The 23113-nt window shown below is 45.2% G+C and carries 17 protein-coding genes; 15 read left to right on the top strand and 2 right to left on the bottom strand.

The window, feature by feature from the left end; genetic code table 11:
- Window positions 1–107 precede the first annotated feature (107 nt).
- The 12 genes from RYO92_RS09080 to RYO92_RS09135 all read left to right on the top strand — a co-directional run bounded on the left by RYO92_RS09080 (window position 108) and on the right by RYO92_RS09135 (window position 16187).
- Entirely contained in the window at window positions 108–1847 is a 1740-nt protein-coding gene (locus RYO92_RS09080) for a glycosyl hydrolase family 18 protein (RefSeq protein ID WP_315370176.1), read from the top strand.
- Between the two features lie 15 nt (window positions 1848–1862).
- Window positions 1863–3011: an L-threonylcarbamoyladenylate synthase gene (locus RYO92_RS09085; RefSeq protein WP_315370177.1), complete on the top strand. Its 1149-nt coding sequence runs from the start codon at window positions 1863–1865 to the stop codon at window positions 3009–3011.
- A 452-nt stretch (window positions 3012–3463) separates the two neighbouring features.
- Window positions 3464–4276, top strand: a complete 813-nt coding sequence (locus tag RYO92_RS09090; protein ID WP_314327993.1) for a GNAT family N-acetyltransferase — start codon at window positions 3464–3466, stop codon at window positions 4274–4276.
- An 81-nt stretch (window positions 4277–4357) separates the two neighbouring features.
- Window positions 4358–4609 (top strand): TM1266 family iron-only hydrogenase system putative regulator, encoded by a 252-nt coding sequence (locus tag RYO92_RS09095; RefSeq protein WP_007157078.1) that lies wholly within the window; start codon window positions 4358–4360, stop codon window positions 4607–4609.
- Window positions 4596–5663 (top strand): [FeFe] hydrogenase H-cluster radical SAM maturase HydE, encoded by a 1068-nt coding sequence (gene hydE, locus RYO92_RS09100; protein WP_315370178.1) that lies wholly within the window; start codon window positions 4596–4598, stop codon window positions 5661–5663. Before RYO92_RS09095 ends, hydE begins: the two co-directional genes overlap by 14 nt.
- A gap of 110 nt (window positions 5664–5773) precedes the next feature.
- Window positions 5774–7228: a [FeFe] hydrogenase H-cluster radical SAM maturase HydG gene (gene hydG / locus RYO92_RS09105; RefSeq protein WP_315370179.1), complete on the top strand. Its 1455-nt coding sequence runs from the start codon at window positions 5774–5776 to the stop codon at window positions 7226–7228.
- A 221-nt stretch (window positions 7229–7449) separates the two neighbouring features.
- Window positions 7450–8778 (top strand): GTP-binding protein, encoded by a 1329-nt coding sequence (locus RYO92_RS09110; RefSeq protein ID WP_315370180.1) that lies wholly within the window; start codon window positions 7450–7452, stop codon window positions 8776–8778.
- A 166-nt stretch (window positions 8779–8944) separates the two neighbouring features.
- Window positions 8945–10168, top strand: coding sequence for a metallophosphoesterase family protein (locus RYO92_RS09115; protein WP_315370181.1), 1224 nt, complete (start codon window positions 8945–8947; stop codon window positions 10166–10168).
- Window positions 10165–12285 (top strand): ATP-binding protein, encoded by a 2121-nt coding sequence (locus tag RYO92_RS09120; protein WP_315370182.1) that lies wholly within the window; start codon window positions 10165–10167, stop codon window positions 12283–12285. The genes RYO92_RS09115 and RYO92_RS09120 overlap by 4 nt, the downstream gene beginning before the upstream one ends.
- A 701-nt stretch (window positions 12286–12986) precedes the next feature.
- Window positions 12987–14423 (top strand): DUF7601 domain-containing protein, encoded by a 1437-nt coding sequence (locus tag RYO92_RS09125; protein WP_315370183.1) that lies wholly within the window; start codon window positions 12987–12989, stop codon window positions 14421–14423.
- A gap of 181 nt (window positions 14424–14604) precedes the next feature.
- Window positions 14605–15339: a class B sortase gene (srtB, locus tag RYO92_RS09130; RefSeq protein WP_308578705.1), complete on the top strand. Its 735-nt coding sequence runs from the start codon at window positions 14605–14607 to the stop codon at window positions 15337–15339.
- A gap of 14 nt (window positions 15340–15353) precedes the next feature.
- Window positions 15354–16187 carry a Spy0128 family protein gene (locus tag RYO92_RS09135; protein WP_315370184.1) on the top strand — a complete coding sequence of 278 codons (834 nt, stop codon included), beginning with the start codon at window positions 15354–15356 and terminating at the stop codon, window positions 16185–16187.
- Window positions 16188–16375: 188 nt separating this feature from the next.
- Here RYO92_RS09135 and RYO92_RS09140 read toward each other — a convergent pair whose 3' ends face one another.
- Together RYO92_RS09140 and ispE are read right to left on the bottom strand one after the other, a co-directional pair.
- A complete protein-coding gene (locus RYO92_RS09140; RefSeq protein WP_308578708.1) occupies window positions 16376–17065 on the bottom strand; it encodes a GntR family transcriptional regulator in 690 nt (229 codons plus the stop codon).
- Window positions 17058–17963 (bottom strand): 4-(cytidine 5'-diphospho)-2-C-methyl-D-erythritol kinase, encoded by a 906-nt coding sequence (gene ispE, locus RYO92_RS09145; protein ID WP_315370185.1) that lies wholly within the window; start codon window positions 17961–17963, stop codon window positions 17058–17060. Before ispE ends, RYO92_RS09140 begins: the two co-directional genes overlap by 8 nt.
- A 254-nt stretch (window positions 17964–18217) precedes the next feature.
- On the opposite strand from ispE, the gene RYO92_RS09150 reads away from it, so the two are divergent.
- From RYO92_RS09150 to RYO92_RS09160, 3 genes are read left to right on the top strand one after another with little or no spacing between them, the layout of a single operon-like run.
- Complete coding sequence (locus RYO92_RS09150; RefSeq protein ID WP_315370186.1) at window positions 18218–18886, top strand: TetR/AcrR family transcriptional regulator; 669 nt, start codon at window positions 18218–18220, stop codon at window positions 18884–18886.
- A gap of 2 nt (window positions 18887–18888) precedes the next feature.
- The gene (locus RYO92_RS09155; RefSeq protein WP_315370187.1) at window positions 18889–20055 is read left to right on the top strand and encodes an efflux RND transporter periplasmic adaptor subunit; all 1167 of its coding nucleotides are present in this window, start codon (window positions 18889–18891) and stop codon (window positions 20053–20055) included.
- 2 nt (window positions 20056–20057) lie between these two features.
- Complete coding sequence (locus tag RYO92_RS09160; protein WP_315370188.1) at window positions 20058–23111, top strand: efflux RND transporter permease subunit; 3054 nt, start codon at window positions 20058–20060, stop codon at window positions 23109–23111.
- The last annotated feature ends 2 nt before the right edge of the window (window positions 23112–23113 follow it).

Here is a 23113-nt window from a genome sequence, read left to right on the forward strand (position 1 = left end):
GGAAAATGCCTCCTTTTCTTAATGGGGAAAAGGGGGGATTTTTGTATAATAAAATAGTTTCTTTGGAATAATGAACCGTGCTGATGAAAGTATAGAAGGGGTAAGGAATGGAAGAACAAAGAGAAAGACAGAGCAGAAAAAGGGGAAAGAGTGGGGGAAAGAGTCTCCTTCCTTTTTTTCTGATCTTTTTTTGCTTCATTTTGCTTTTTGCAGGGGCTGGTCTTTTTTACTATGTGAAGAAGTATATGCCCACTAAGGCCAGAGCGGATTTAAACAGCTATTTTTCCGTATCCGGAGACAATGTGGAGCTGTATTTAAACCATGAAAAACAGGTAGAGGATTCCGTATTGACTCTGGGAAGAATGCAGGATGGAGAGGTCTATCTCCCCTATGGCTTTGTGGTAAAGCAGTTAAATATTCGTTTTTATTATGACGATGATGAGAAAACCCTCCGCTATGCCCTGCCGGATTCTGTGGAAATCTATCAGCCGGGAGAAAAGGGAAAGGATGGAAAGCTTCCCTATTTTGTGGACGGGAAAAACATTTTCCTCAGCCTATCTCTGATTCAGTCCCATACTGCCCTGGAAGTAGAAAGCTTTACGGATGCGGAGCATAAGAGAGTCTTCCTTTACAATGCTTTTGGCAAAGAAAAGCAGGCGACTTTAACGGCTAAAGAGGCGGTTCGTGTGCAGGGTGGAGTGAAGAGTCCTATCCTTACGGACCTGGAAAAGGGGGATAAGGTTCTTGTTTTAGAAAAAATGGAGAAGTGGTCCAAGGTGGAAACCAAGGACGGCTTTATCGGTTATCTTCGAAACAGTCGTTTAGGGGATGAGGTGGAGATTGAAAAGAGCTCCGACTTCCGGGCTCCGGTTTATTCTCATAAAAGTATGGGAGAAGGAGTCCATCCGACTTTGGCCTTCCACCAGATTACTACCCGGGAAGCCAATAATACTTTGGATACTTTGCTTCCCAATGCAGCTGAGGCAAATATTGTGGCGCCTACCTGGTATGTGCTTTCCGACAATGCCGGGAACTTTATTTCTTATAGCGATGCCAACTATGTAGCCAAGGCTCATGCAGCAGGAAAGAAGGTATTTGCCACCCTGAATAACTTTGATGCGGGAAAGGTGGATGCCAAGGCGCTTTTTTCTGCGGCAAAGCATCGAAGTGCTTTAATTGAAAATCTGGTCAAGGATTTAAAGGAAAAGCAGGTTGACGGTATCAATGTGGACATTGAGCTTTTACCGGAAAGCGCAGCCAGAGATTATCTGGAATTCATGCGGGAGCTGTCCATTGCCTGCCGTACCGAGGAGCTCTTTTTGAGCGTGGATTGCTATGTTCCCTATTCTTATAATGCTTACTACAATATCAAGGAGCTGGGAGAAATTTGCGACTATGTGGTCATTATGTGCTATGACGAGCATTATGCAGGATCCGAGGAAGCAGGCTCCGTGTCCTCTTTAAGCTATGTGGAGAGGGGAATTGACGAAAGTGCTGCGAAGATGGATAAGAACAGGGTGATTATCGCCCTTCCTTTCTATACCAGAGTGTGGATTACCGATGCAAACGGAAAGCTCCGTTCTGAGGCTCTTTCCATCACAAAGGCCAAGGAATGGATTACAGAGAAAAATGTTCCTTTAGAGTGGAAAGAGGATATTGGTCAATACTACGGCGTGATTCAGGATGGAAATGAGAAAAAGGAAATCTGGATGGAGGATGAAAAGTCCATGGAAGCAAAGATGAGCCTGCTTCGGGAAAAGGGCATTCAAGGTGTTGCGGCTTGGAAGCTGGGACAGGAGCCTCAGGGCTTTTGGTCTATTCTGAATTTAGAAGAAAAAACATCTTAAAATAGAGGCGTCAGGATGAAGACAAAAATCTTTGGAAAAGAAGGGATTTCAGAGGCCGCTGAGATTCTAAAGGGGGGAGGCTTAGTGGCTTTCCCTACGGAAACTGTATACGGCTTAGGAGGGAACGGCTTAGACAAGGAGGCGGCAAAAAAAATTTATGCCGCTAAAGGTAGACCCTCCGACAATCCTTTGATTTTGCACGTTTCCTCTATAGAAGAGGTCTATCCTTTGGTGAAGGCTTTACCGGAAAAGGCAAAGAAGCTAATGGAAGCCTTTTGGCCGGGACCCTTGACGCTGGTACTGCCAAAGTCCGACTTGGTGCCCAAAGAAAGTACAGGAGGACTGGAAACCGTAGCTCTACGTTCTCCGGAAAATGCCTTAACCCTCGACCTGATTCGTGCCTGCGGCTTTCCCATTGCAGGACCTTCCGCAAATCTTTCCGGGCGACCCAGTCCTACAGAGGCCTCTCATGTATTTGAAGATTTGGGAGGGAGAATTGAGGGGATTTTAGAGGATGGTGCAGTAGGCATCGGGGTAGAATCCACCATTGTGGATTTAAGTGAAAACTGTCCCACCCTGCTTCGTCCGGGAGCTATTACGGTAGAGGATTTAGAAGAGGTTTTAGGGGAAAAGGTGGCCATTGACCCGACTTTATTGGGAAAGAGCATGGCAGAGGGCTTTACCCCAAAGGCTCCCGGCATGAAGTACCGGCATTATGCGCCTAAGGCGGAGATGATACTCTTTAAGAAAAAGGAAGAAGATGAGACAAGGTCAGGGCAAGAGGAAATCACAAAATTTATCCTTTCTTATGGGGGAATGGAACTTTCTGATTGCCCGGAGAAAGAGGTGAAAAAGTCTGTAGCGGAAGCCATCCTTTCTTATGGAGAGAAGGAACTCTCGGTATCTCCGGAGAAAAGGATCTGGATTCTTTGCGGAGAGGATACTGCGTCCCTATATGAGGGGGATGGTCGTTTTACAGTGCAAATTTTAGGGAGGCGAGAGGAACCCCTATCCATGACCCATAATTTGTTTCGACTGCTTCGTAAGGCAGATGAAGAGGGAGCGGAATTGATTTTGGGAGAGTGCTATTCCGAAGAAGGAGTAGGATTTGCCTTAATGAATCGCTTAAAGAAGGCAGCAGGACAAAGGATTTTCTATGTCTAAATGTGAAATAAAGGGATTTCATAGAAATAATAAGTTTCCATGCAGTATAGGTCTAAAATAGGGGCACGCTCCCGCTAACCTCGCCCTGCATCGGTACTAAGCGAAAAACTACAGTATCTTTGTTTTTCGCAAGTACCGGCGGGCTCAGATTGCCCCTATTCAGACCTATACTGCATGAAAACTATATATACTTTTTGGTTTACAGTCCTTTCATTTCTTGAATTTCATAAACATAGAAAATCCATGAAAATGTATTTTGGAATAATATGAAAAATAATTTAAACCTTTAGCGGGATTGCAAAAAACTTTTATGCTCTAAAGTGTAGAAATCCCATACTCTTGGGTGTATCCTAAAGCTAGAAAGATAGCCTTTTCGGTATAGAAATATTCTCCGGCAATAAGGCTTGGAGAATTATAGAGCGTGGGACGGCGACCTACAGAGAGGGGTGGCTATGAAAGTACTGAAGGAGGACAGAAATATTCACTTGAAGGAACAGATGTTGTTCTCGGAAATATTGGAAGGTTTGAAAGAAATCGAAAAAATTGAACAGGGTGACAAGAAAGAAGGGGCAGCAGAGCGATTTTGCAGCCTCTTTTCTGCACTAGAGGAGGAACTTCATTTCGCAGAGGAAGAAGTTCTGGAGGAGAGGAATCCTGCTTTTGATGAAAGCATTTTGCCGAGGGAAGGGGAGCTTCTGGCGGAGGGAGAAAGCCTTTGTTTGCTGGGAATTGCAGAGGAAGATAGGGAGGATTATATGGAGGTGGAATATGATACTTCCTTCTTTAAGGCGGCCTTTTCCGATCAAAGATTTTTAAAGAATCTTTGGAACAGCTTCCATTATAGGAATAGAGCCTATTACAGTATATTTTCTTTTAATGGACTATTCTTAGGCTATTGTGGAATCCGAAATCTACAGGCAAACCCTTGGGAATTGTGCATTTCCTTGAAAAAACAATATCAAGGACGGGGAATCGGTACAGAAAGCTTAAGACTTTTGATGAAGGCCTTAAAGCGCCGTACCGGAGAGTCTGTCTATAGAGGACGGGTGGATGCGGACAATGAAGCTTCTATCGGTATGATGCGGAAGTTAGGGGCAAAGGCCAATGGAATCAGTGAAAGCTTTCTCCACGGAGAGCGATTAATGCATTATCAAAGGCAAAGTAAGTATTTGATCGATGAACGTTTGCAGGAGCTTGCAGAGGAATTCGCTGTACCGGCGGAGGAGCTTTTAGGACATCTTTTGGAGTTTAGGATTGAAGCATGATTTTGGAATCTCCCTATAGCCTCACCCTTGGCAATATGATAAAATAATCAGACAGAACTATATCTAAAAGGAGGTTCAATTATGGAACAGGAAAGCAGAATTGCGGTAATGGCGATTATTGTGGAGAATCGCGAGTCCGTGGATACGCTGAATCATCTTCTTCATGAATATGGGGACTATATCGTAGGGAGAATGGGATTGCCCTATGAGAAGAAGGGAGTAAACATTGTATCCATCGCTCTGGATGCCCCCAATGACACGATTTCCGCTTTGGCGGGAAAGATTGGGAACATCCCGGAAATCAGTGTAAAAACTGCCTATGCCAGCAAGTAAAGTAGCAGATTTGCTTCGTCAGCTACAAAAAACCCATCATTTGTCTTTGGAAGAATATGAGCTGATTCTTTCGAATAGGACGAAAGAGGATGAGGAGCTGGTGAAGAACCTGGCGAAGGAGTGTACCGAAGCATACTATGGCAATGGGGTGTATACCAGAGGATTAATCGAGTTCACCAACTATTGCAGGAACGGCTGTCACTACTGCGGGATTCAGAGGGAAAACCAAGAGGTGGAGCGTTATCGCCTGACAAAGGAAGAAATTTTGGATTGCTGTCGGGAAGGACATCAACTGGGATTTCGTACCTTTGTTTTACAGGGAGGGGAAGATCCCTACTTTACGGATGAGCGGATTGTAGAGATTGTAAAGGCAATCAAAGAAGAGTTTCCGGATTGCGCGATCACCCTTTCCATTGGGGAAAAATCCAAAGAATCCTATGAAAAGTATTTTCGGGCCGGAGCAGACCGCTATCTTCTTCGGCATGAGACCGCGGATGAAGCCCATTATCAAAAGCTTCACCCAAAGGAATTATCTTTTCAAAACAGGATGCGTTGTCTTCAGGATCTAAAGGATATCGGCTTTCAGGTAGGCTGTGGTTTCATGGTAGGTTCTCCGGGACAAAGCAATCAAAGTTTGGCAAAGGATCTGTACTTTATACAGGAATTTAAGCCGGATATGTGCGGGATTGGCCCATTCATTCCCCAGCATAGTACCATTTTCGCAAAGGAAAAGCAGGGTAGTTTGGAGGACACCCTCTTTCTTCTATCCATGTTGCGTTTGATTCAACCGAATCTTTTGATTCCCGCCACCACAGCTCTGGGAACCATTGATAAACGAGGAAGAGAACTGGGAATTTTAGCAGGGGCAAATGTCTTAATGCCCAATCTGTCTCCCACGGCAGTGCGAAAAAAATATCTTCTCTATGACAACAAAATCTGTACCGGTGATGAGGCGGCTCAGTGTCGTGCCTGCTTAAGCCGAAGAATGGAGTCTGTAGGAGCCAAGCTTCTGGTGGATAGAGGAGATGCAAAGAAAGCAAAAGTAGAAGCATAAGAAAAATCAAATAGTCTATTAATCAGGTGAAAGCATTTATGCCTTCCAATCTGAACGGAACGTAAACACAATTTCCTAAAAAGGAAGTCGAACCGGAAGAAGGGAGTATTATGAGTACAATCTATAATCCAAAATCAACTAAAGCAGAAGAATTTATTTCCCATGAAGAAATCCTGGAAACTTTGGCATTTGCCGATGAGCATAAGAATGACCGGGCTTATATAGAGTCAATCTTGGAAAAGGCAAAGCCGGTATATGATGAGAAGGGCAGAGTCCATTGCGATGGTTTGAGCCATCGGGAGGCCTCGGTTTTATTGGCTTGCGAATTACCGGATTTAAACGAGAAAATGTTTAAATTGGCGGAGGAGATTAAGCTGGCTTTTTACGGAAATCGTATCGTGCTTTTTGCACCCTTATACCTTTCCAATTACTGTGTAAACGGTTGCGTGTACTGCCCTTATCATGCGAAGAATAAGGACATTGCCAGAAGAAAGCTCAGCCAGGAGGAGATTCGAAAAGAGGTAATTGCCCTTCAGGATATGGGGCACAAGCGTCTGGCTTTAGAGGCGGGAGAGGATCCCGTTAATAACCCCATTGAGTATATTTTGGAGAGTATTAAAACCATTTACAGTATCCATCATAAAAATGGAGACATTCGCCGTGTCAATGTGAACATTGCGGCAACCACCGTGGAAAATTATCGAAAGCTTAAAGAAGCCGGTATCGGTACCTATATCTTGTTCCAGGAAACCTACCATAAGGAAAGCTATGAACAGCTTCACCCTACCGGACCGAAGCATGATTATCGTTATCATACGGAAGCTATGGACAGAGCCATGGAGGGCGGTATTGATGACGTAGGTATTGGTGTACTGTTCGGTTTGGACAAGTACCGCTATGAGTTTGCAGGGCTTCTGATGCATGCAGAGCATTTGGAGGCAGTTCATGGTGTTGGGCCTCATACCATTTCTGTGCCCAGACTGAAAAGGGCCTCCGACATTGATCCCAGCCAGTTTGACAATGGTATTGATGATGAGATTTTTGAAAAAATTATTGCCTGCATTCGGATTGCGGTGCCTTATACCGGTATGATTATTTCTACCAGAGAGTCCGAAGCGGTTAGAGGAAGGGCTTTATCCATCGGTATTTCTCAGATTTCCGGAGCATCCAGAACCTCTGTAGGCGGTTATTCCGAGGAGGAGCGTCCCCATGATACGGAGCAGTTCGATGTTTCTGACCAGAGAAGCCTGGATGAGGTGGTAAAATGGCTGATGGATCTTGGCTATCTGCCTTCCTTCTGTACTGCCTGCTATCGGGAGGGAAGAACCGGAGATCGCTTTATGGCGCTGTGTAAATCCGGACAGATTCAAAACTGTTGTCATCCCAATGCGCTTATGACCTTGGCGGAGTTCCTCACCGACTATGCCAGTGAGGGTACCAAGAAGTGCGGAGAAGACTTAATCGAGAAAGAGCTTCTGACCATCCCCAATGAAAAACGACGGAACATTGCCAAGGATCACATCAGTAATATTTACGAGTCCAATAAGAGAGACTTTTATTTCTAAAGCAATATAGAATCTAAGTTAAGCGATATAGGTCTGAATGCAGGGGAGTCTGAGAAGGTACCCCCAATTTCAGACCTATATTGCTTAGAAAATTTTTTTTGATTCATAACGAGTATCATGCGCAAATCGTGCGATATCTCGTTTTATACAGCCCCTTTCATAGAGGATGTTTTTTTGCGCTTACGGCTATAGCTAAGGCTTTTTACTTATAGGAGGAAAAGATGAGTCTACAGGACACCCCTCAGGGGGAGCGGATTCACATCGCATTTTTCGGGAGGAGAAATGCGGGAAAATCCAGTTTTTTTAATGCCATTGCCGGACAGAAGCTGTCCCTTACTTCAGAGACTTTAGGTACTACTACCGATCCGGTGCGAAAATCCATGGAAATTCTTCCTTTGGGGCCGGTGCTCCTGATTGATACCCCGGGCTTTGATGATGAGGGGGAGCTGGGAAGCATGAGGGTGGAAAGAACCAAAGAGGTGCTTCGGGAAACGGATATTGCCCTCTTATTTCTTCCCGCAAAGGACTTTCTTTCCGCCAAGGACGTTCTGCCTGCAAGGAAAGAGGAGCAGGGGGAAGGTTTTTTCTTGTTAGATATAGAGGGGCAGGAGGAAGTCCTTTTCTTGCCGGAGAAGGAGGCCTCCTACCTTAGACTTTTTCAGGAAAATAAGATTCCTGCATTCCTCTTATTAAGCCAGGCAGATAAGCTTTCTTTGGAAGAAAGAGGGCGGATAGAGGAGTGGATAGAGAAGTGGATTTCCCGGAAAAAGGATACGCCATTTCAGGGGATATTCTTAGTGTCTTCCGAAACCAAGGAGGGGGTAGAAGCAGTAAAGAATGCCTTTGCACCCTTAGCAAGCCTTCAGGAAGAGAAAAAGCGGCTCTTTCACGGTCTGGTGGAGCCGGGAGATTTTGTGGTACTGGTGACACCCATTGATGAATCCGCTCCGAAAGGAAGACTGATTTTACCGCAACAAATGGCGATTCGAGACATTTTGGATTATAATGGAATTCCTCTGGTCTGCCAGGTGGAGGAGCTTCCGAGGATTCTGGAAAATTTGGGTGAAAAAATCAAGCTGGTGGTTACGGACTCTCAGGCATTTTCCAAGGTGAATCAAACACTTCCTAAGACTATGCCATTGACCTCCTTTTCCATTCTGATGGCAAGATACAAGGGATTTCTAAGCTATGCCTTGGAGGGCTGTGCTACGCTTTCCACCTTGGAGGATGGGGACAGAGTCTATATTGCAGAGGGCTGTAGCCATCATCGGCAATGTGGGGACATTGGTACGGTAAAGCTTCCTCGAATGTTGGAAAAATATAGCGGAAAGAAGCTTCAGTTTGTATATTCGGAGGGCAAGGGATTTTTACCGGAGGAGGAACAGGAGCGGGTGAAGATAATGATTCACTGCGGAGCCTGCATGCTTAGTGAAAAAGAAGTGGAGAGTCGTTATCAGGACTTTCTTCGAAAGAAGATTCCCATTTGTAATTACGGACTGGCTATGGCGAAGATGACAGGCATTTTGGAACGCTCCATTGAGATGCTATAATAGAATGCAACGAGTAGATTAATAAAGAAATCACTAAAGAAGTCACTAAAGAAGTCACTAAAGAAGTCACTAAAGAAGTCAATAACGAAGCCAGTAGAGAAATAAACGATAAGCTTCATACCGGTAATCGAGGCATTGCAGTACTTAAGAAAGAAGGAATTCCCCTATGGTTAAACTCATTCATACCGCAGATTTGCACTTGGATAGTGCATTTCGCTCCCGCTTCACAAAGGAAGAGGCGGAAAATAGGAGACAAAAGCAGCTTATGGCTTGGAAGGAGCTGCTGTCCTTTGCTGTAGAAAAAAAGGTACAGGGCATCTTGATTGCCGGTGATCTTTTTGACAGTCCGGTGGTTTCTCATGGAACAATGGACTTTTTCCTATCCACTATTTCGGAGCATCCGGAGATTTCCTTCTTCTATTTAAGAGGAAACCATGATACGGAAAATACCTTCCGCTATCAGGAAAATCTGCCGAAGAATCTCTTTCTCTTTTCGGAAAGAGGAAAGAAATACCGTTTAAATGACAGATTACTTTTGGCGGGGGTGGAATACGGCACCAAGGATATTTCCTTTGGTGAAAATGAAGGGGCTACACAGGGAGCCGGACAAGCTGCCGAACAAGGCGTAGGACAGGAAAATGCACATGGAGCGGAAGTGCTAAGTAAAAGCGAATCTGAGTCGGAGGAGGAATCCAAGTTCCTAAAGCTAAAAGAGGAGGACTGCAATATCCTCCTGCTTCATGGTGCCCTGTATCAGGGAACGCCCAAAGGAGAGGCTGTTCAGGGAGAGGAAGGCATTTTCCTGAAAAATCTTGAAAAGCTTCTCCTATCCTATATCGCCCTGGGGCACATCCATAAGGGGGGAGAAGGCAAGTTAAATAATGGCGCCCTTTGGGCTTATCCCGGTTGCCTGCAAGGAAGAGGCTTTGACGAGGAAGGGGAAAGGGGATTTCTGTATCTGAAGGTAGAGGAAGAGAAGAAGGAAATCCGAAAGGAATTTATCCCCATTAAGCAGGGGGAGTTCCGGATTTTGGAGATTGAGCTTTTGGAAGATGAGGGAACTTTGGCCTGTCTGAAAAAGATAGAAGTGGAAATGGAGAAGGCCGGCATTGCCAAAGAGGACAGCCTTCGCATTATTTTAAAGGGAAAGAAGGGATTGGAGCAGGAGAGAAATCTTCGTTACCTGCAATTACAGCTTCAGGACAGCGTATTTTTCCTGGAAATCCGGGATGAGTGCGAGCTTAGCTGGAACCGGGAAGAAGCCATGAAGGAGAAGAGCCTGAAGGGAGAATTCCTGCGGGTGTTGGCCGCTGCGGATAATCTTTCCAAGGAAGAGCAGGAAGAAATCATTGCCTTAGGAATGGGGCTTTTGCAGGGAGGAGAACTATGATTATAGAAGCATGCCACATTGCCCAATTCGGAAAATGGAAGGATGCGGATTTTTCCTTTTCTCCCGGAAAGAACAGCTTCCTTTGGGACAACGGCTATGGAAAAACCAGCTTTATCTACTTTTTTAAGCTGATGTTCTATGGGGTTTCCGGAGATAGAAAACAGGACTTGGAGGAAAATGAGCGAAAGCACTATATGCCCTTTCAGGGAGCATCCTTTGGAGGACGGATCATTTTCCGTATCGGAGAGAAGCGTTATCGCTTGGAAAGAAGCTTCGGGCTAAAGAAGTCTGAGGACAGCTTCCGACTTTTTGATGAGGACAGCGGAAAGGAATCCAAGGATTATTCGGAAAATATCGGAGAAGAGCTTTTTTCTTTGGACGCAGAGTCTTTCCAAAGAGTTTGCATGATTAGCCATGAGGATCTTCATTTTTCCATGAACTCCCGTATGCATGCCAAGCTTGGCAATGTGGCGGAGGATCAGGAGGATATGAAGAAGTTCCAGCAGGTGCAGACGATTCTTAAGGATGGCATCAATGCCCTGTCTCCGAACCGTCGAACCGGAAACATTTTCAAGTTAAAGATGCAGGAAGAGGAATTGTCCTCCGGACTTTACGGAAAAGAAGCTTTGGAAAATGCAGTTCTTTCTATAGAGAAGGAAGTGCTTTCCCTTACGGAAAAGGAGGCAGAGAGAAAGGAAGAGGGAAAGGTCTTGGAGGCGGAACTTAGTCAAAGGATTTCGGAAAAGGATTCTTTGGGGAAGTGGATGTCCTATGCCCAGAAGAAGGAAGAATGGGAAAAGGCGGAGTATCGTTATGAAAATGCTTTAAAGTGGTACTATCAGGATCGCTTTTCCGAAATTCCCGAGGAGAAGAAAACCTTGCTTTGGAAGGAGGAAATGCAGTCTCTTCAGGAGCAGATTCATTCTATAAAGAAGGAAATTGAAAAGGTATCGGAAGCCGGCGGGGAGAATAACGGTGTAGAGGCCGAAAAAGAAGAGGGAATAGTGTTGCCTCTTGAAGAAGCAAGTGTTCCCGGTGCCAGTCGTGCAAAGAAAGATACTTCGAAGAACGAGACCTTTGGGAATGGGACAAAGGAAATGGGACAGTATAGTACTTCTCCTGTAGTGCTTTTCGCTTTGGTAGGACTGGGGCTACTCTTTGTTCTTCTTTTCTTCGGAAAGCTTTTCGGTATGCCATTGGGACTTCCATCAGCCCTATTCCTATTGCTGGGGATCCTTTTCCTTAGTCTTTGCTTTTTCCTTTGGTGGAGCGGAGAACAGAAAAAGCGGACATGGAAAGAAAAGCAGGAAGAGGAAGAGGCCAGACAAAGAAAGCAACAGGCAATACGCTTTGCTTCCCTGGAAGAGCTTCTTTCCCGTTTTCATAAGCTGGAAGATATGCAGGATTTAGAAATGGAAGTAGCAGGTCGAAAAGAAGCGTTCCTTCGCTTCGTGGAAGAGGAAGGAGGAGAGCAGGCCTTTTCTTTATTGGAAGAGAAACAGAAGGAATGGGAGGAAGGCCCTTCCTTGGAGGAGAGCAGGAGAAAGCTGGAAGCTTTCCGTAAAGAGGAGGAAGAAAGAAGGGAAGAGATTCGGAAGAAACGGGCTGAAAGAGAAGCGAAGGTTCGGGATTTGGAGTTCTTGGAAGAACAGGAAAGACTTCTGGAACAGAAAAAAGAAGAACGGGAGGCCTTGGAAAAGCGTTACAATCTTTTGCAAAAAACAAAAGCCTATCTGGAAATGGCCAAGGAGCGTTTTGCCCTACAATATAAGGAGCCTATTCTGGAAGCTTTTCAGAAGTATTTTCAGAGCATCTGCACAGAGCCCCTACAATTCCAGATGAGTGAGGACCTGGAGCTTAGCTTTGTGGACAGAGGATTAAGCCGGGAGCAGGGCTATCTAAGTGAGGGTTTGCAGGATCTTTGCCGTTTCTGTCAAAAGCTGGCCATCTTTGATGCCATGTTCCGGGAGGAAAAAGCCTTCTTATTACTGGATGATCCCTTCAGTCATTTGGATGAGAAAAACGGAGCAAGAGCAAGAGCCCTATTGGAGGAGCTGGCTGAGAGCCGCCAGATCTTTTACTTTACCTGTAGTGAGGAACGAAAGCTTAGTGACTAAGATGGATATTCCGGGAAGTTCTCCATTATCCTTCCCCATCATCATTCCAAAAGTTCCCTCCCTATCATATTCTATGAATATAAGGAATTACCGAAATCTATTAACAAAAGCCGTTATCGAGAGATAGCGGCTTTTTTCGTGCATTTATCGGCCTTTTTAGGGCAAAAAACTTATAAATAAAAATTATTTTGCAAAAGTAGAATATTTTTTGATTTTTTGCTTATATATTAAAAAAATAACGCGATATACATACATAGCAAAATAATTTAAGAAAAAAAGGAGCTATAAAAATGAAAAAGATAAGAAATAGAGGAATCAGAGAAAAGCCCCCGAAGAGGGGAGAGAAAGGCGGCAAAGCACCGCCGGCGGGAAGAGCTTAAGAGGGTAGCTGCAATACACTCTACTCTTTCGAAAATACGGTAAGAGGACCGGGGAACACCCGTGGGAGCACAGAATATACGGCAAAGAGAGTTCAGCACTATTTATGCCTGAACCGAGGGCGCTGAGAAAAAGAAGAGCCCGTGGTGAGATTCCCCCGTCCCCTTAAAACTTTATAAAAGCATAGCTCCTTTTTCTAAGGAGAAAGAGAAGAATTTCTTCTTAGTAAGAAAATAAACGAAAGCAAACGAAAGCAAAAAGAGTATGAAAAAAATTGTCTGCATAGACATTTTTTATAAAGAACGCAAAGTGAGGGATAATTAATGATGAAGAAGAACATGAACAGATTAGCAACATTGGCATTAAGCGGAATGATGGTATTTTCCACCGCCGCACCGGTATTCGCATCCAGCACCAGTGTCAACAAGACTGATCCGAACTTAAATGTATATTATGGAAAGGATGAAGCTAACGTAGGTGTAAGTGCAAATGCCGCTGGAAAGTTAGAGACTTTAGGAAATTCCGTTTCCTTTGATAAGGTAATCCGTGTAGAGACTGACAACAATGAAATGGTGGACCAGCCGGATGTGGTATGGACATACGGCGTTGCAGGAGTCACAAACAACCAGAAGATTAATGTCGGCGGAGCTTCCGAATCAGCAGCATTTGAGGTAGGTAAAACAAAAATTGTAGATAAAAATAATCAGGAAATGATTGTTTTAGCCGGACAGGATTCCCAGATTGATACGGGAAACAGTGATTTAAAGGCGGAATTTAAGGCCAACAGCTTTAACCTTGCCGGCACGGAAGGAAGTACATTAAAGGATTTTAAAGACGGAGTAAAAATCACCTTTAAGCCTGCTGCCTTTGCTACTCCCGGAGTATATCGCTTCGTAGTAACAGAAGGACCTGCAGATGGAGCCAACAAAGGAGACGTGGAGGCTATGAAGGTTAACGTGGATGGTGTGGAAAAACCCTACCAGACTCAGCGTTTCCTGGATGTATATGTACGTTTGAAGGAAGGTAGTGCTACCGGTGAAAGAGAAATCTACGGCTATGTTCTCCACAGTGGAGATACTCTGCTTGCCAACAATGCAACAGGAAATAAGCATACCGGAGACAAGAACAGCGGTTTTGACGGAGATGGCAATAAAACGGGCAAGAGAGATACTCCTCAGGGATATACCCGTTATACTCCGAGAAAGCTGAAGGTGGATAAGAAGATTAGCGGAATGATCAATAAGGATAATCTCTTTCCCTTCACAGTCAACCTTTTTCATAACAAAGCAGGAGCAGTCAACTTTGACAACGCGGATTTGCAGGTTAAGGTAAAGATGCCGGGAGCAACTGCTTATACCGTTAAGAAGGCCAGTGAAATCCCCGGATTAGGCGCAAAGCTGAAGGACGGACAATCTTTGGAAATCATCGGTTTGCCAAAAACCACTACCTATAATGTAAAGGAGAACAACAATACTGCTTTAACCATTAAGTCCGATGTGCGCTTCTCCGAGGATGTGGCACATGATGTTCCGGATACTGCAGCGGTAACCACTGAAATAGTGGCACCGACACATGACTCTACAGAAAGAGGCGGAGATAAGAGCTTAGTACAGAAGGACAGTCATGTGGCTTACCACAACCACATTGATGAAATCACACCAACCGGTGTAGTACTGACTGTAGCTCCTTATGCCATGATGTTGGCAGTGGCAGGAAGCATGGGCTTCATGTTCTTTAACCGGAAGAAGGAAGAGGAATAAGTCGTCTATCCCTACTTAGGATAGAGGAGACGGGAAAAGGAAAGCCTTAGGGTTTTTCTTTTCCCCGGATTCTTCCTCATCCCTTTTTTCCCAATCCATCCCGGTCATCCCGGATAGATGCGAGATTTTCGGGAACAAAAGTATTGCATGTATCCCGGGATACAAGAGTAGAGAGGCAAATATGAACATTGCGGTGAGAGCGGCAAGGCTGGGAGATCGCATGATTACCATCTTAGCTGCCATTCTAATGATTCTACTCATGAGCTACGGGGGATTTTCCCTTTGGTACACCTATATGACCATGCAAGAAGGATTTTTAAACAATGACTTAATGTCCTTAAAACCAGTAGTAAGTGAGGATGGCAGTCTAAGCTTTGAGGAACTCTTAGCCTTAAACAAAGATACCAGAGCTTGGATTACCCTGGACGGAACCAATATCGACTACCCTATGGTACAGGGAAAGGATGATATGGAATACGTCAATAAGGATGTGGAGGGAAACTTTTCCCTATCCGGATCCATTTTTATGAGCTATCACAATGCGCCGGATTTTTCCGACCCCTATATTCTGACCTATGGACATCATATGGACAACGGCGGAATGTACGGAGATGTGATGGAGTTCATCGATAACAGTTATTTTGAAGAACATAAGACAGGAACTTTGTATTTGCCCGGAAAGGCAAGGCAGTTAGAGATCTTTGCCTGTATTGAGGGAGATGCCTATGACCCCTATATCTATAATGTTATGGATAAACAGGGGAATATGCAGGAGTTTCTGGATTACATCAAAAATAATGCACAGCAGTATAGAGATATTGGGATGAAAGACACGGATCAGGTAATCAGCTTATCCACCTGTGTATCTGCATCCACCAACGGTAGGATGATTGTCTTTGCCAGAATAAACCCATAAGGGGGTGAGGGAATTTGTTTCGAAAAAAATGTCAAAAAATCTTAGCGGGACTATGTGCCCTCCTCTTAATGGGGACGGGGAAGTCCACGGTACTGGTCTCCAGTGCCAGTGAACAGAAGAAAAATTTCGGCTTGGAGAAGCCTGCAGAAGTGCAGATTCCCTTTGCCATCTCTGTTTCAGGAGAAGAGGTTCCCCAGTCAGATTTCCGCGTCTATATAGAAAGAGCTGTGGAAAGCCCCAATGCGCCGCTGCCAAACCCCTACATTATGGATCTCCACATGGACTCCGGGGAAGAGCAGTTCAGCTTTGGAAAGATGCAGTTTTTAAGTGAGGGAGAGTATCATTATCGTGTTCGTCAGGAACAGCGAAATCATGAAGGCTTTACCTATGACACCACGGTATATTCCGTTGTGATTGAAGTACACAGTAAGAACAAGGACTACAATGGAAATGAAGTATCTCCTTATCTTTATGCCATTGTCCTTGCGGAGAAAGAAGGAGAAGAGGATAAGTCCGGTGAGCTTTTGTTTAAAAACAGCTACTATCGAGACCCCTCCACGCCGGCTCCCGGACCTGGGCCGAAAGGAGGAAATGAAAATCCTCCCGGTAATCCGCCCAAGAATCCCGGTGTTTTGGGAGTGGGCAGAGAAATCCTAAAACCCATCGAGGGAATCATCAGTCAGGTACCTGCTGTATTGGGCGTGGCCAGAAAGATTGCCACAGGGGATGATAGTGATATGGTATTCTACGGTTTATCCGCCTTACTGGCTATGGGAAGCTTCGGCTTTTGGAGCTACCAGGTAAAGAAGCGTAGTGAGGATGATGAAAATCCCGAAACAGAAGAGTAAAGAGCCTTTCCCTTTCTTGGTTTAGGAGAGAAAGAACGGGAAAGGTTAAAGAAAAACACCTTGGAAAAGAGCTTGCCGAAAGGCGTAAGGGGGCTACTTCCAAGGTATTTTTTTATGCTTCACAAGTATTATCGAATGGATTGCGGGAAATCCATTTTCTTGCTCTATCTTTTTGCTGAATTCTTGCTTTATTTCTTACCGGCTTCTTCCTGCTCATTCAGATTTTTGGAAACCGTCATTTCCTGATTATCGATATGCTCCTTCATCAGAGCCTTTGCACGGATAATGTCACGAATACGGATAGCTTCCAGAATCTTCTCATGTTCGTTGATGAGGGTTCCTCTTTGAGCCTCATCTTTAATATATTCTAAACGATAGCGGTACATCTGCTCCCGAAGATTGTTAATCATCTGAATCAAACGTTTATTGCCGGTGGCATTGTAAATGATGTCATGGTAGGCCTCATCCGCCTCTGCAATTTCCATTTCCGTGCCGGTGGCTACGGCCTTCTTAAAAGAATCCTCCGCCTTATGTAGGGCTGCAAGCTGCTCTTCGTCGATTCTCTGGCAGGCAAGGTCTGTAGCCAGCTCTTCCAAAGCACCCCGAACCTCCAGCACATCCTGCAAAGACTTGTGGGAAATCTTCGCTACCTCTGCCCCTCGTCTGGGAATCATCAGGACCAAACCTTCCAGCTCCAGCTTTCGGATTGCCTCACGAATAGGGGTTCTGGAAACGCCAAGTTTTTCAGCCAGTTGAATCTCCATAAGCCTTTCGCCGGGCTTCAGTTCTCCCTTTAGAATTGCCTGTCTCAGGGTGTTGAACACCAAATCCCGTAGGGGAAGATACTCGTTCATATTAATGGTAAAATCACTACTCATCTATACCTCCTTCTTCTGCCCATGGCTCTGTAAGATATACCTGCTGTGCTAAATGTCGATCCTCGCCATAGCGAAGCGCCTGATAGGCTTTTTCCGCCCGGGCTTTATGTTCCAAAGGAAAAAGAGCGAAGACCGTGGGGCCGGAACCGCTCATCAAGGCTACTTTCGCTCCGTAAGACAGGAGACGCTCCTTAAGAACTTGTATTTCCGGTCGCATGGCAATACTGACTTTTTCCAAAATATTCCCCATAAGAGGAGTAATTTCTGATAAATCTCCTTTTTTCAGAAAATACAGAAACTTTTCCACATCCGGATGCTCTTCTTTAGGAATGGCACTTACGTTCAAGGCTTCATAAACAGCCTTTGTAGACAGGGAAAATGCCGGTTTTGCCAAGAGAAGAATACAAGCCGGTAAGTTGGGAAGAGGTGTAAGAATTTCTCCGATGCCCTCCGAAAGATAGCAGCCCCTGTGCAAGCAGAAAGGAACGTCCGCCCCCAATTTTACTCCTCTTTTCTCCAAGTCCTCTATACTAAGACCCAGAGCATATACCCGATTTAGCAAATGCAGTACGGCGGCGGCATCTGTGGAGCCTCCCGCCATTCCCCCGGAAACCGGAATACGCTTTTCCAGTCGGAAGGATAAGCCCTCCTTTATGGAAAATTCTTCTGTCAAAAGCCTTGCTGCTTTTACCATCAGATTATCCTCGCCGGTGGGGAGAAAGTCCAAATTACTGCTTAAGCGAATGCCGGGAGTCTTCTCCCTTGTCAGAAAAATCCGGTCATGAAGCTTAACGGTCTGCATGACCATGCATACATCATGATATCCATCCGGCCTTTTTCTTTTAACATCCAGGGATAGATTAATCTTTCCGTAAGCCTGAATTTGCTGTTCTTCCATGCTTCTTCCTTCTAAAAAATCCTGTATACAAACGCCACTTTATTGTAAAGGTTAAATTGCATTTTTGCAAGTGCAATCCTCTGTGTTACTAAAGTAGATAAAAATAAAAAACTTCTTGACAGGGTGACAAGCTGTCACTATACTGGGCTGGTAAAAATAGTGACAAGCTGTCACCGGTCTACGTTCAAGTAAAAGCTGACAGCCTGCCATTGATAAGAAAGTATAAATCATCACAGAATGTATTGAGGGGAAAGATGCCTACATTAAGATTTTTGAATTTGGAAGAAGAAAAACGAAGGCGAATTTTGGAAGCGGCAAAAAAAGAATTTTCTTCCTATGATTATGACAAAGTATCCATTAATCGCATTATTCAGGAAAGTGAGATTTCCAGAGGAGCTTTTTATACCTATTTCCCGGATAAGGATGATTTGCTGGTGTATCTTTTTGAAGCGGAAGAAGATAAGGCAGTAGGGTATTTCATGGAAATCATGGCACGCAATAATGGGAATTTTTTCCAAAGTATTCAGGAGTGGGTCATCGAAATCGTGAAGATTCGAAAAAAACAAATTGTGCAGGACAGCTTTGCCATGTTCTATCGCTCCGGCTTTTTAAAGAATCTTTCTTTAGCCAGTATGAGAAGTCACATGGATCAGGGAAGACGAGACAACATTGATGTGGTGTTAGAGGCGATACCCAAAGATTATTTTCCGAAGACACTATCGGAGGAGGAAAAGGGAATCGGGATTCAAACCGCATTTTCGCTGGCGTCCTTAAGCCTTTTACAGGCCTTTTCCATAGAAGGGCGAAAAGAGGAATCGCCGGAGGAGGATACTAAAGAACGGGAAGTTTTTCTGCAAAAGATTCTTTATGTGTTTCAAAAGCAGATTCAACTCTTGGAAAAAGCGTTAGGAGGCAAAGAGTAGAGATGAAAAAAGGGGTAAAAATTGTAATCGTGTTGCTTATCCTTTTAGGAGTGGCATTTTTGGTAGGAAGGCGTGTGTTAAAGCCTAAAGAGGAGGTGGAACATACGCAGCTTCCTTTGGCTACCGGCATTTCCGTGGAAAAGGGTGACCTGTTCATTACAGAGTCTTTGGTGGGGACCATTGAGGCCAGTGAGCAGTATGCGTTGGCTTCCAAGGTTTCCGGAGAGGTTTTGGAAATCTATGCGGAAAATGGTGCGGAGCTGAAAAAAGGAGATAAAATTGCCCGTTTAGACAATCAAAAGCAGATTGATGCAGCAAAATATACTTTGGAGCAGGCTGAGGCCCAGGCGAAGGCGGCATCAGACGCCAGAAACCGTTTAGCAAGCCTCCAAGCCTCGGGAGATATTTCCACTCAGGATTTTGAAGCGGCGGATGCTCAGGCGAAGGCTGCGGAAGCCCAGGTAAAGGCGGCAAAGCTGAACTATGATACCCAGGTGGAGTTTGCCACCATTACCGCTCCTGCAGACGGGGTTTTGCAAAACAGCATTTTGGTGAAGGATGCCATGATTCCCCAGGGCACCCAGATTGCCAGCCTTATGGGGAACGGAAAACAGCAGCTTGTTTTTTCCGCAACAGAGGAACTGATGAAGAACCTGTCTTTAGGCCAGGAAGTGAAGGTGGAGAAGGGACAGGAACAATATACCGGCTCCATTACCGAGATTTCCGGGGTGATGAATGCCCAGACCGGGCTTTTCACCGTGAAGGCTAATTTAGAGAATTCCTCTCTTCCTGAGGGAAGCCGGGTGAAATTAACCGTAACCAAGGATAGCAGAACCGGGGTAAATCTTCTTCCTCTATCCGTGATTTACTATGACAACGGCTCTCCCTATGTTTACCTTTTGGAAAAGGGAGAGGGGGAGAACGGAACCATCAAAAAGCAGTTCATAGAGCTTGGCCTGCAGGGAGAAGAAAAGGTGGAGATACTTTCCGGTCTTTCGGAGAAGGATTTAGTTGTCAGCTCCTGGAATAACGAGATGTATGACGGCGCAAAGGTAAGACTGAAGAGCTCGGAAACAGAGGCTTCTTCTGATGAAAAGACGACAGGAGAAACAGATAGCAGTACTGGGGCAGTTAGTTCTGCCGCTACGGAAACCGGAAAGGAGGGCTAAGGATGCTTTCCATGACGAAATTCGTCTTAAGACGACCGGTTACCACCTTTCTTGTGGTAATCACCCTTATTTTCTTTGGTTTCGTTACATTCACCACCATGAAAATGGAGCTGCTCCCCAATATGAACTTCCCCTACCTTATCGTGACTACCACCTATCCCGGAGCCTCTCCGGAGGATGTGGACGAGCTGGTAACCAAGCCCGTTGAGGAGGAAGTTTCCCTACTTTCCGATGTAAAGCAGGTCAGATCCCAGTCCAATGAGAACTTTTCCATGGTTATTGTTCGTTACAATTACGGTACGAACATGAGCAAGGCCTATGACAGCCTGAAGAAAAAGATGGATGCCATCAAATCCTCTCTGCCGGAGGACGCCAAGGACATCAGCATTATGGAGGTGGACATCAATGCAAGGCCGGGCATGGTTCTCTCCATTAACAATAAAAATGAGAGTCAGCTTTATAATTATGTAGAAAACAACATTAGGCCGGAGTTTGAAAAATTATCCTCCGTGGCTTCCCTTTCTCTTTCCGGAGGACAGGAAAGCTATGTAAGAGTGGAGCTTTCCCCGGAAAAACTGCAACAGTATCATTTGACCATAGAACAGGTGGTGGGAATGATGCAGGCTGCAAAGTTTACCTATCCGGCAGGAAACACTAAGGTGGGAGACCAGGAATTATCCATCAGTACCTCCCAGGACTATTCCACCATTGAGGAATTGCGAAAGCTCCCCATTACCACCGGAACAGGAAATACCCTGACCCTTTCGGATTTGGCTACAGTGGGTTCCGCTCTTTCGGATAAAAGCAGTATAGGACGATATAACGGCGAAGAGACCATTACCTTAAGCTTAAATAAGCTGCAGAGTAAGTCGGACATTGCCATGAGTAGAGATGTGAATGCCTTAATCAAAAAACTGGAAGGAAAGAATCCCAATCTGGAAATTCATGTGATTTCCGATTCTGCAGACAGCATTAAGAGCTCCCTGTCCAGCGTATTTCAAACCATGATTATGGCTATCGTGATTTCTATGCTGATTATCTTCCTTTTCTTTGGAGATATAAAGGCCTCCCTAATTGTAGGTTCATCCATTCCTTTGGCGATTTTAGGAGCTGTCGTCTTTATGGGAGCCATGGGCTATAGCTTGAATATGCTGACCCTTTCCGCCCTGGTTTTGGGCGTGGGTATGATGGTGGACAACTCCATCGTAGTATTGGAGGCCTGCTTCCGTGCCATGGACGATTACGGAGAGCAGCAAAGAAGTCTGAGGGAAGCAGCTATTGATTCTGTCAGGGTAGTGGGAGCCTCAGTTTTTGGAGGTACTCTTACCACCTGTGTAGTATTCCTTCCCCTGGGATTTTTACAGGGAATTTCCGGACAATACTTTAAGCCCCTTGGCTTTACCATTGTCTTCTGTATGGTGGCCTCTTTGATTTCCGCGGTGACCATTGTGCCCCTATGCTTTACCCTTTATAAGCCTAAGGAAAACAGCCGGGCGATAGCTTACCGTGGAGTTCGGCTTTTACAGGATGCCTATAGAAACACCATCAGTAAATTTCTACGACATAAAAAAGTAGTGCTTGTAGCCACAGCCGGAATTTTAGTTCTTTCTCTCTTCCTGGCGACACAGCTCAGAACAGAGTTGATGGCGGATATTGATACCGGAACCGTTGAAATCGGCATTACCCAAAAGCCCGGTCTTTCCATAGAAGAAAAGGAAAGGGTAATAAAAGAGCTGGAGGAGCTGGTGGCGAAGGATCCGGATACGGACCGTTATACCGCAACGGCAGGAGGCTCCGCTCTTTCCGCTCTGTACGGAGGAAGCACTGATCCTACGATTACGGTATATCTGAAAAAGGATCGTTCCATGAAAACCAAGGAAAAGGTAAAGGCATGGAAGAAGGCTCTGGAGAACCGTTCTCAGGAGGTTTTAAGTATAAAATCCGTAAGCGATACCAGTATGAGCGGTGGCGATTACAGCTCCGGCAATAACTATGAAATTATTATTCAGGGATCGGATTTGGAAGAACTGCAAAGAAAGAGTAATGAAATTCTTTCTTTATTACAGAAGCAAAGTAGCCTTACCGGCATTCATTCCAGCCTGGAAAATGCAGCGCCCCTCTTGCAGGTTAAAGTGGATCCCATTAAGGCGGCGGCGGAAGGCTTAAGTCCTATCCAGATTGCCCAGTCCCTAAATACCGATCTATCCGGTAAAAAAGCGATGAAAATGACGGTGGAGGGGCAAAAGGTGGATGTGTGGGTGACATATCCCAAGAACCAATTCGATAACCTGGAAAAAGTGAAGTCCATCCGTTTTACCACGCCTACAGGAGCGCAGGTTTCCTTGGAAAGTCTGGCCACTGTAAAGTATGCGGACTCCCCTGCCAGCATTGAAAGAGAAGATAAAAAGTATCAGGCGACGATTACGGCAAATTATACGGAGCAGGCCAACAACAATACTAAGGCGGAGATTGACGACCTGGTCAGCAAGAATCTGGGAGAGAATATTTCCGTTGTGGCTAATTCTCAGACTCAAAGTATGAATGAGGAGTTTGCGGATTTGTTCCGTGCCATCGCCATTGCGGTCTTCCTGGTCTTTGTAGTCATGGCGGCGCAGTTTGAGTCTACACGCTTCAGCTTTATGGTGATGACCACCATCCCCTTCTCCTTAATCGGTTCCTTCGGACTCTTGTGGCTCTTTGACGCAACTCTGTCCATGACCTCCCTTTTGGGATTTTTGATGCTGGTGGGAACGGTGGTAAACAACGGAATCCTCTATGTGGATACGGTAAATCAGTACCGTCAGGAAATGCCTTTGGAAAAGGCTTTGACAGAGTCCGGTGCCACCAGACTTCGGCCGATTTTGATGACCACCCTGACTACGGTATTGTCTATGATTCCTATGGCTATGGGCTTCGGAGACAACGGTGCCCTGATGCAGGGACTGGCTTTGGTAAACGTGGGAGGCTTGGTGGCGTCTACTTTACTGGCACTGCTTTTGCTTCCGGTGTACTACATGATTATCTATGGCAGGAAAAAACATATGATAAAAGTTTAAAG

The sequence above is a fragment of the Oribacterium sinus genome, from assembly GCF_963553175.1.
GTDB lineage: Bacteria > Bacillota > Clostridia > Lachnospirales > Lachnospiraceae > Oribacterium > Oribacterium sinus_B.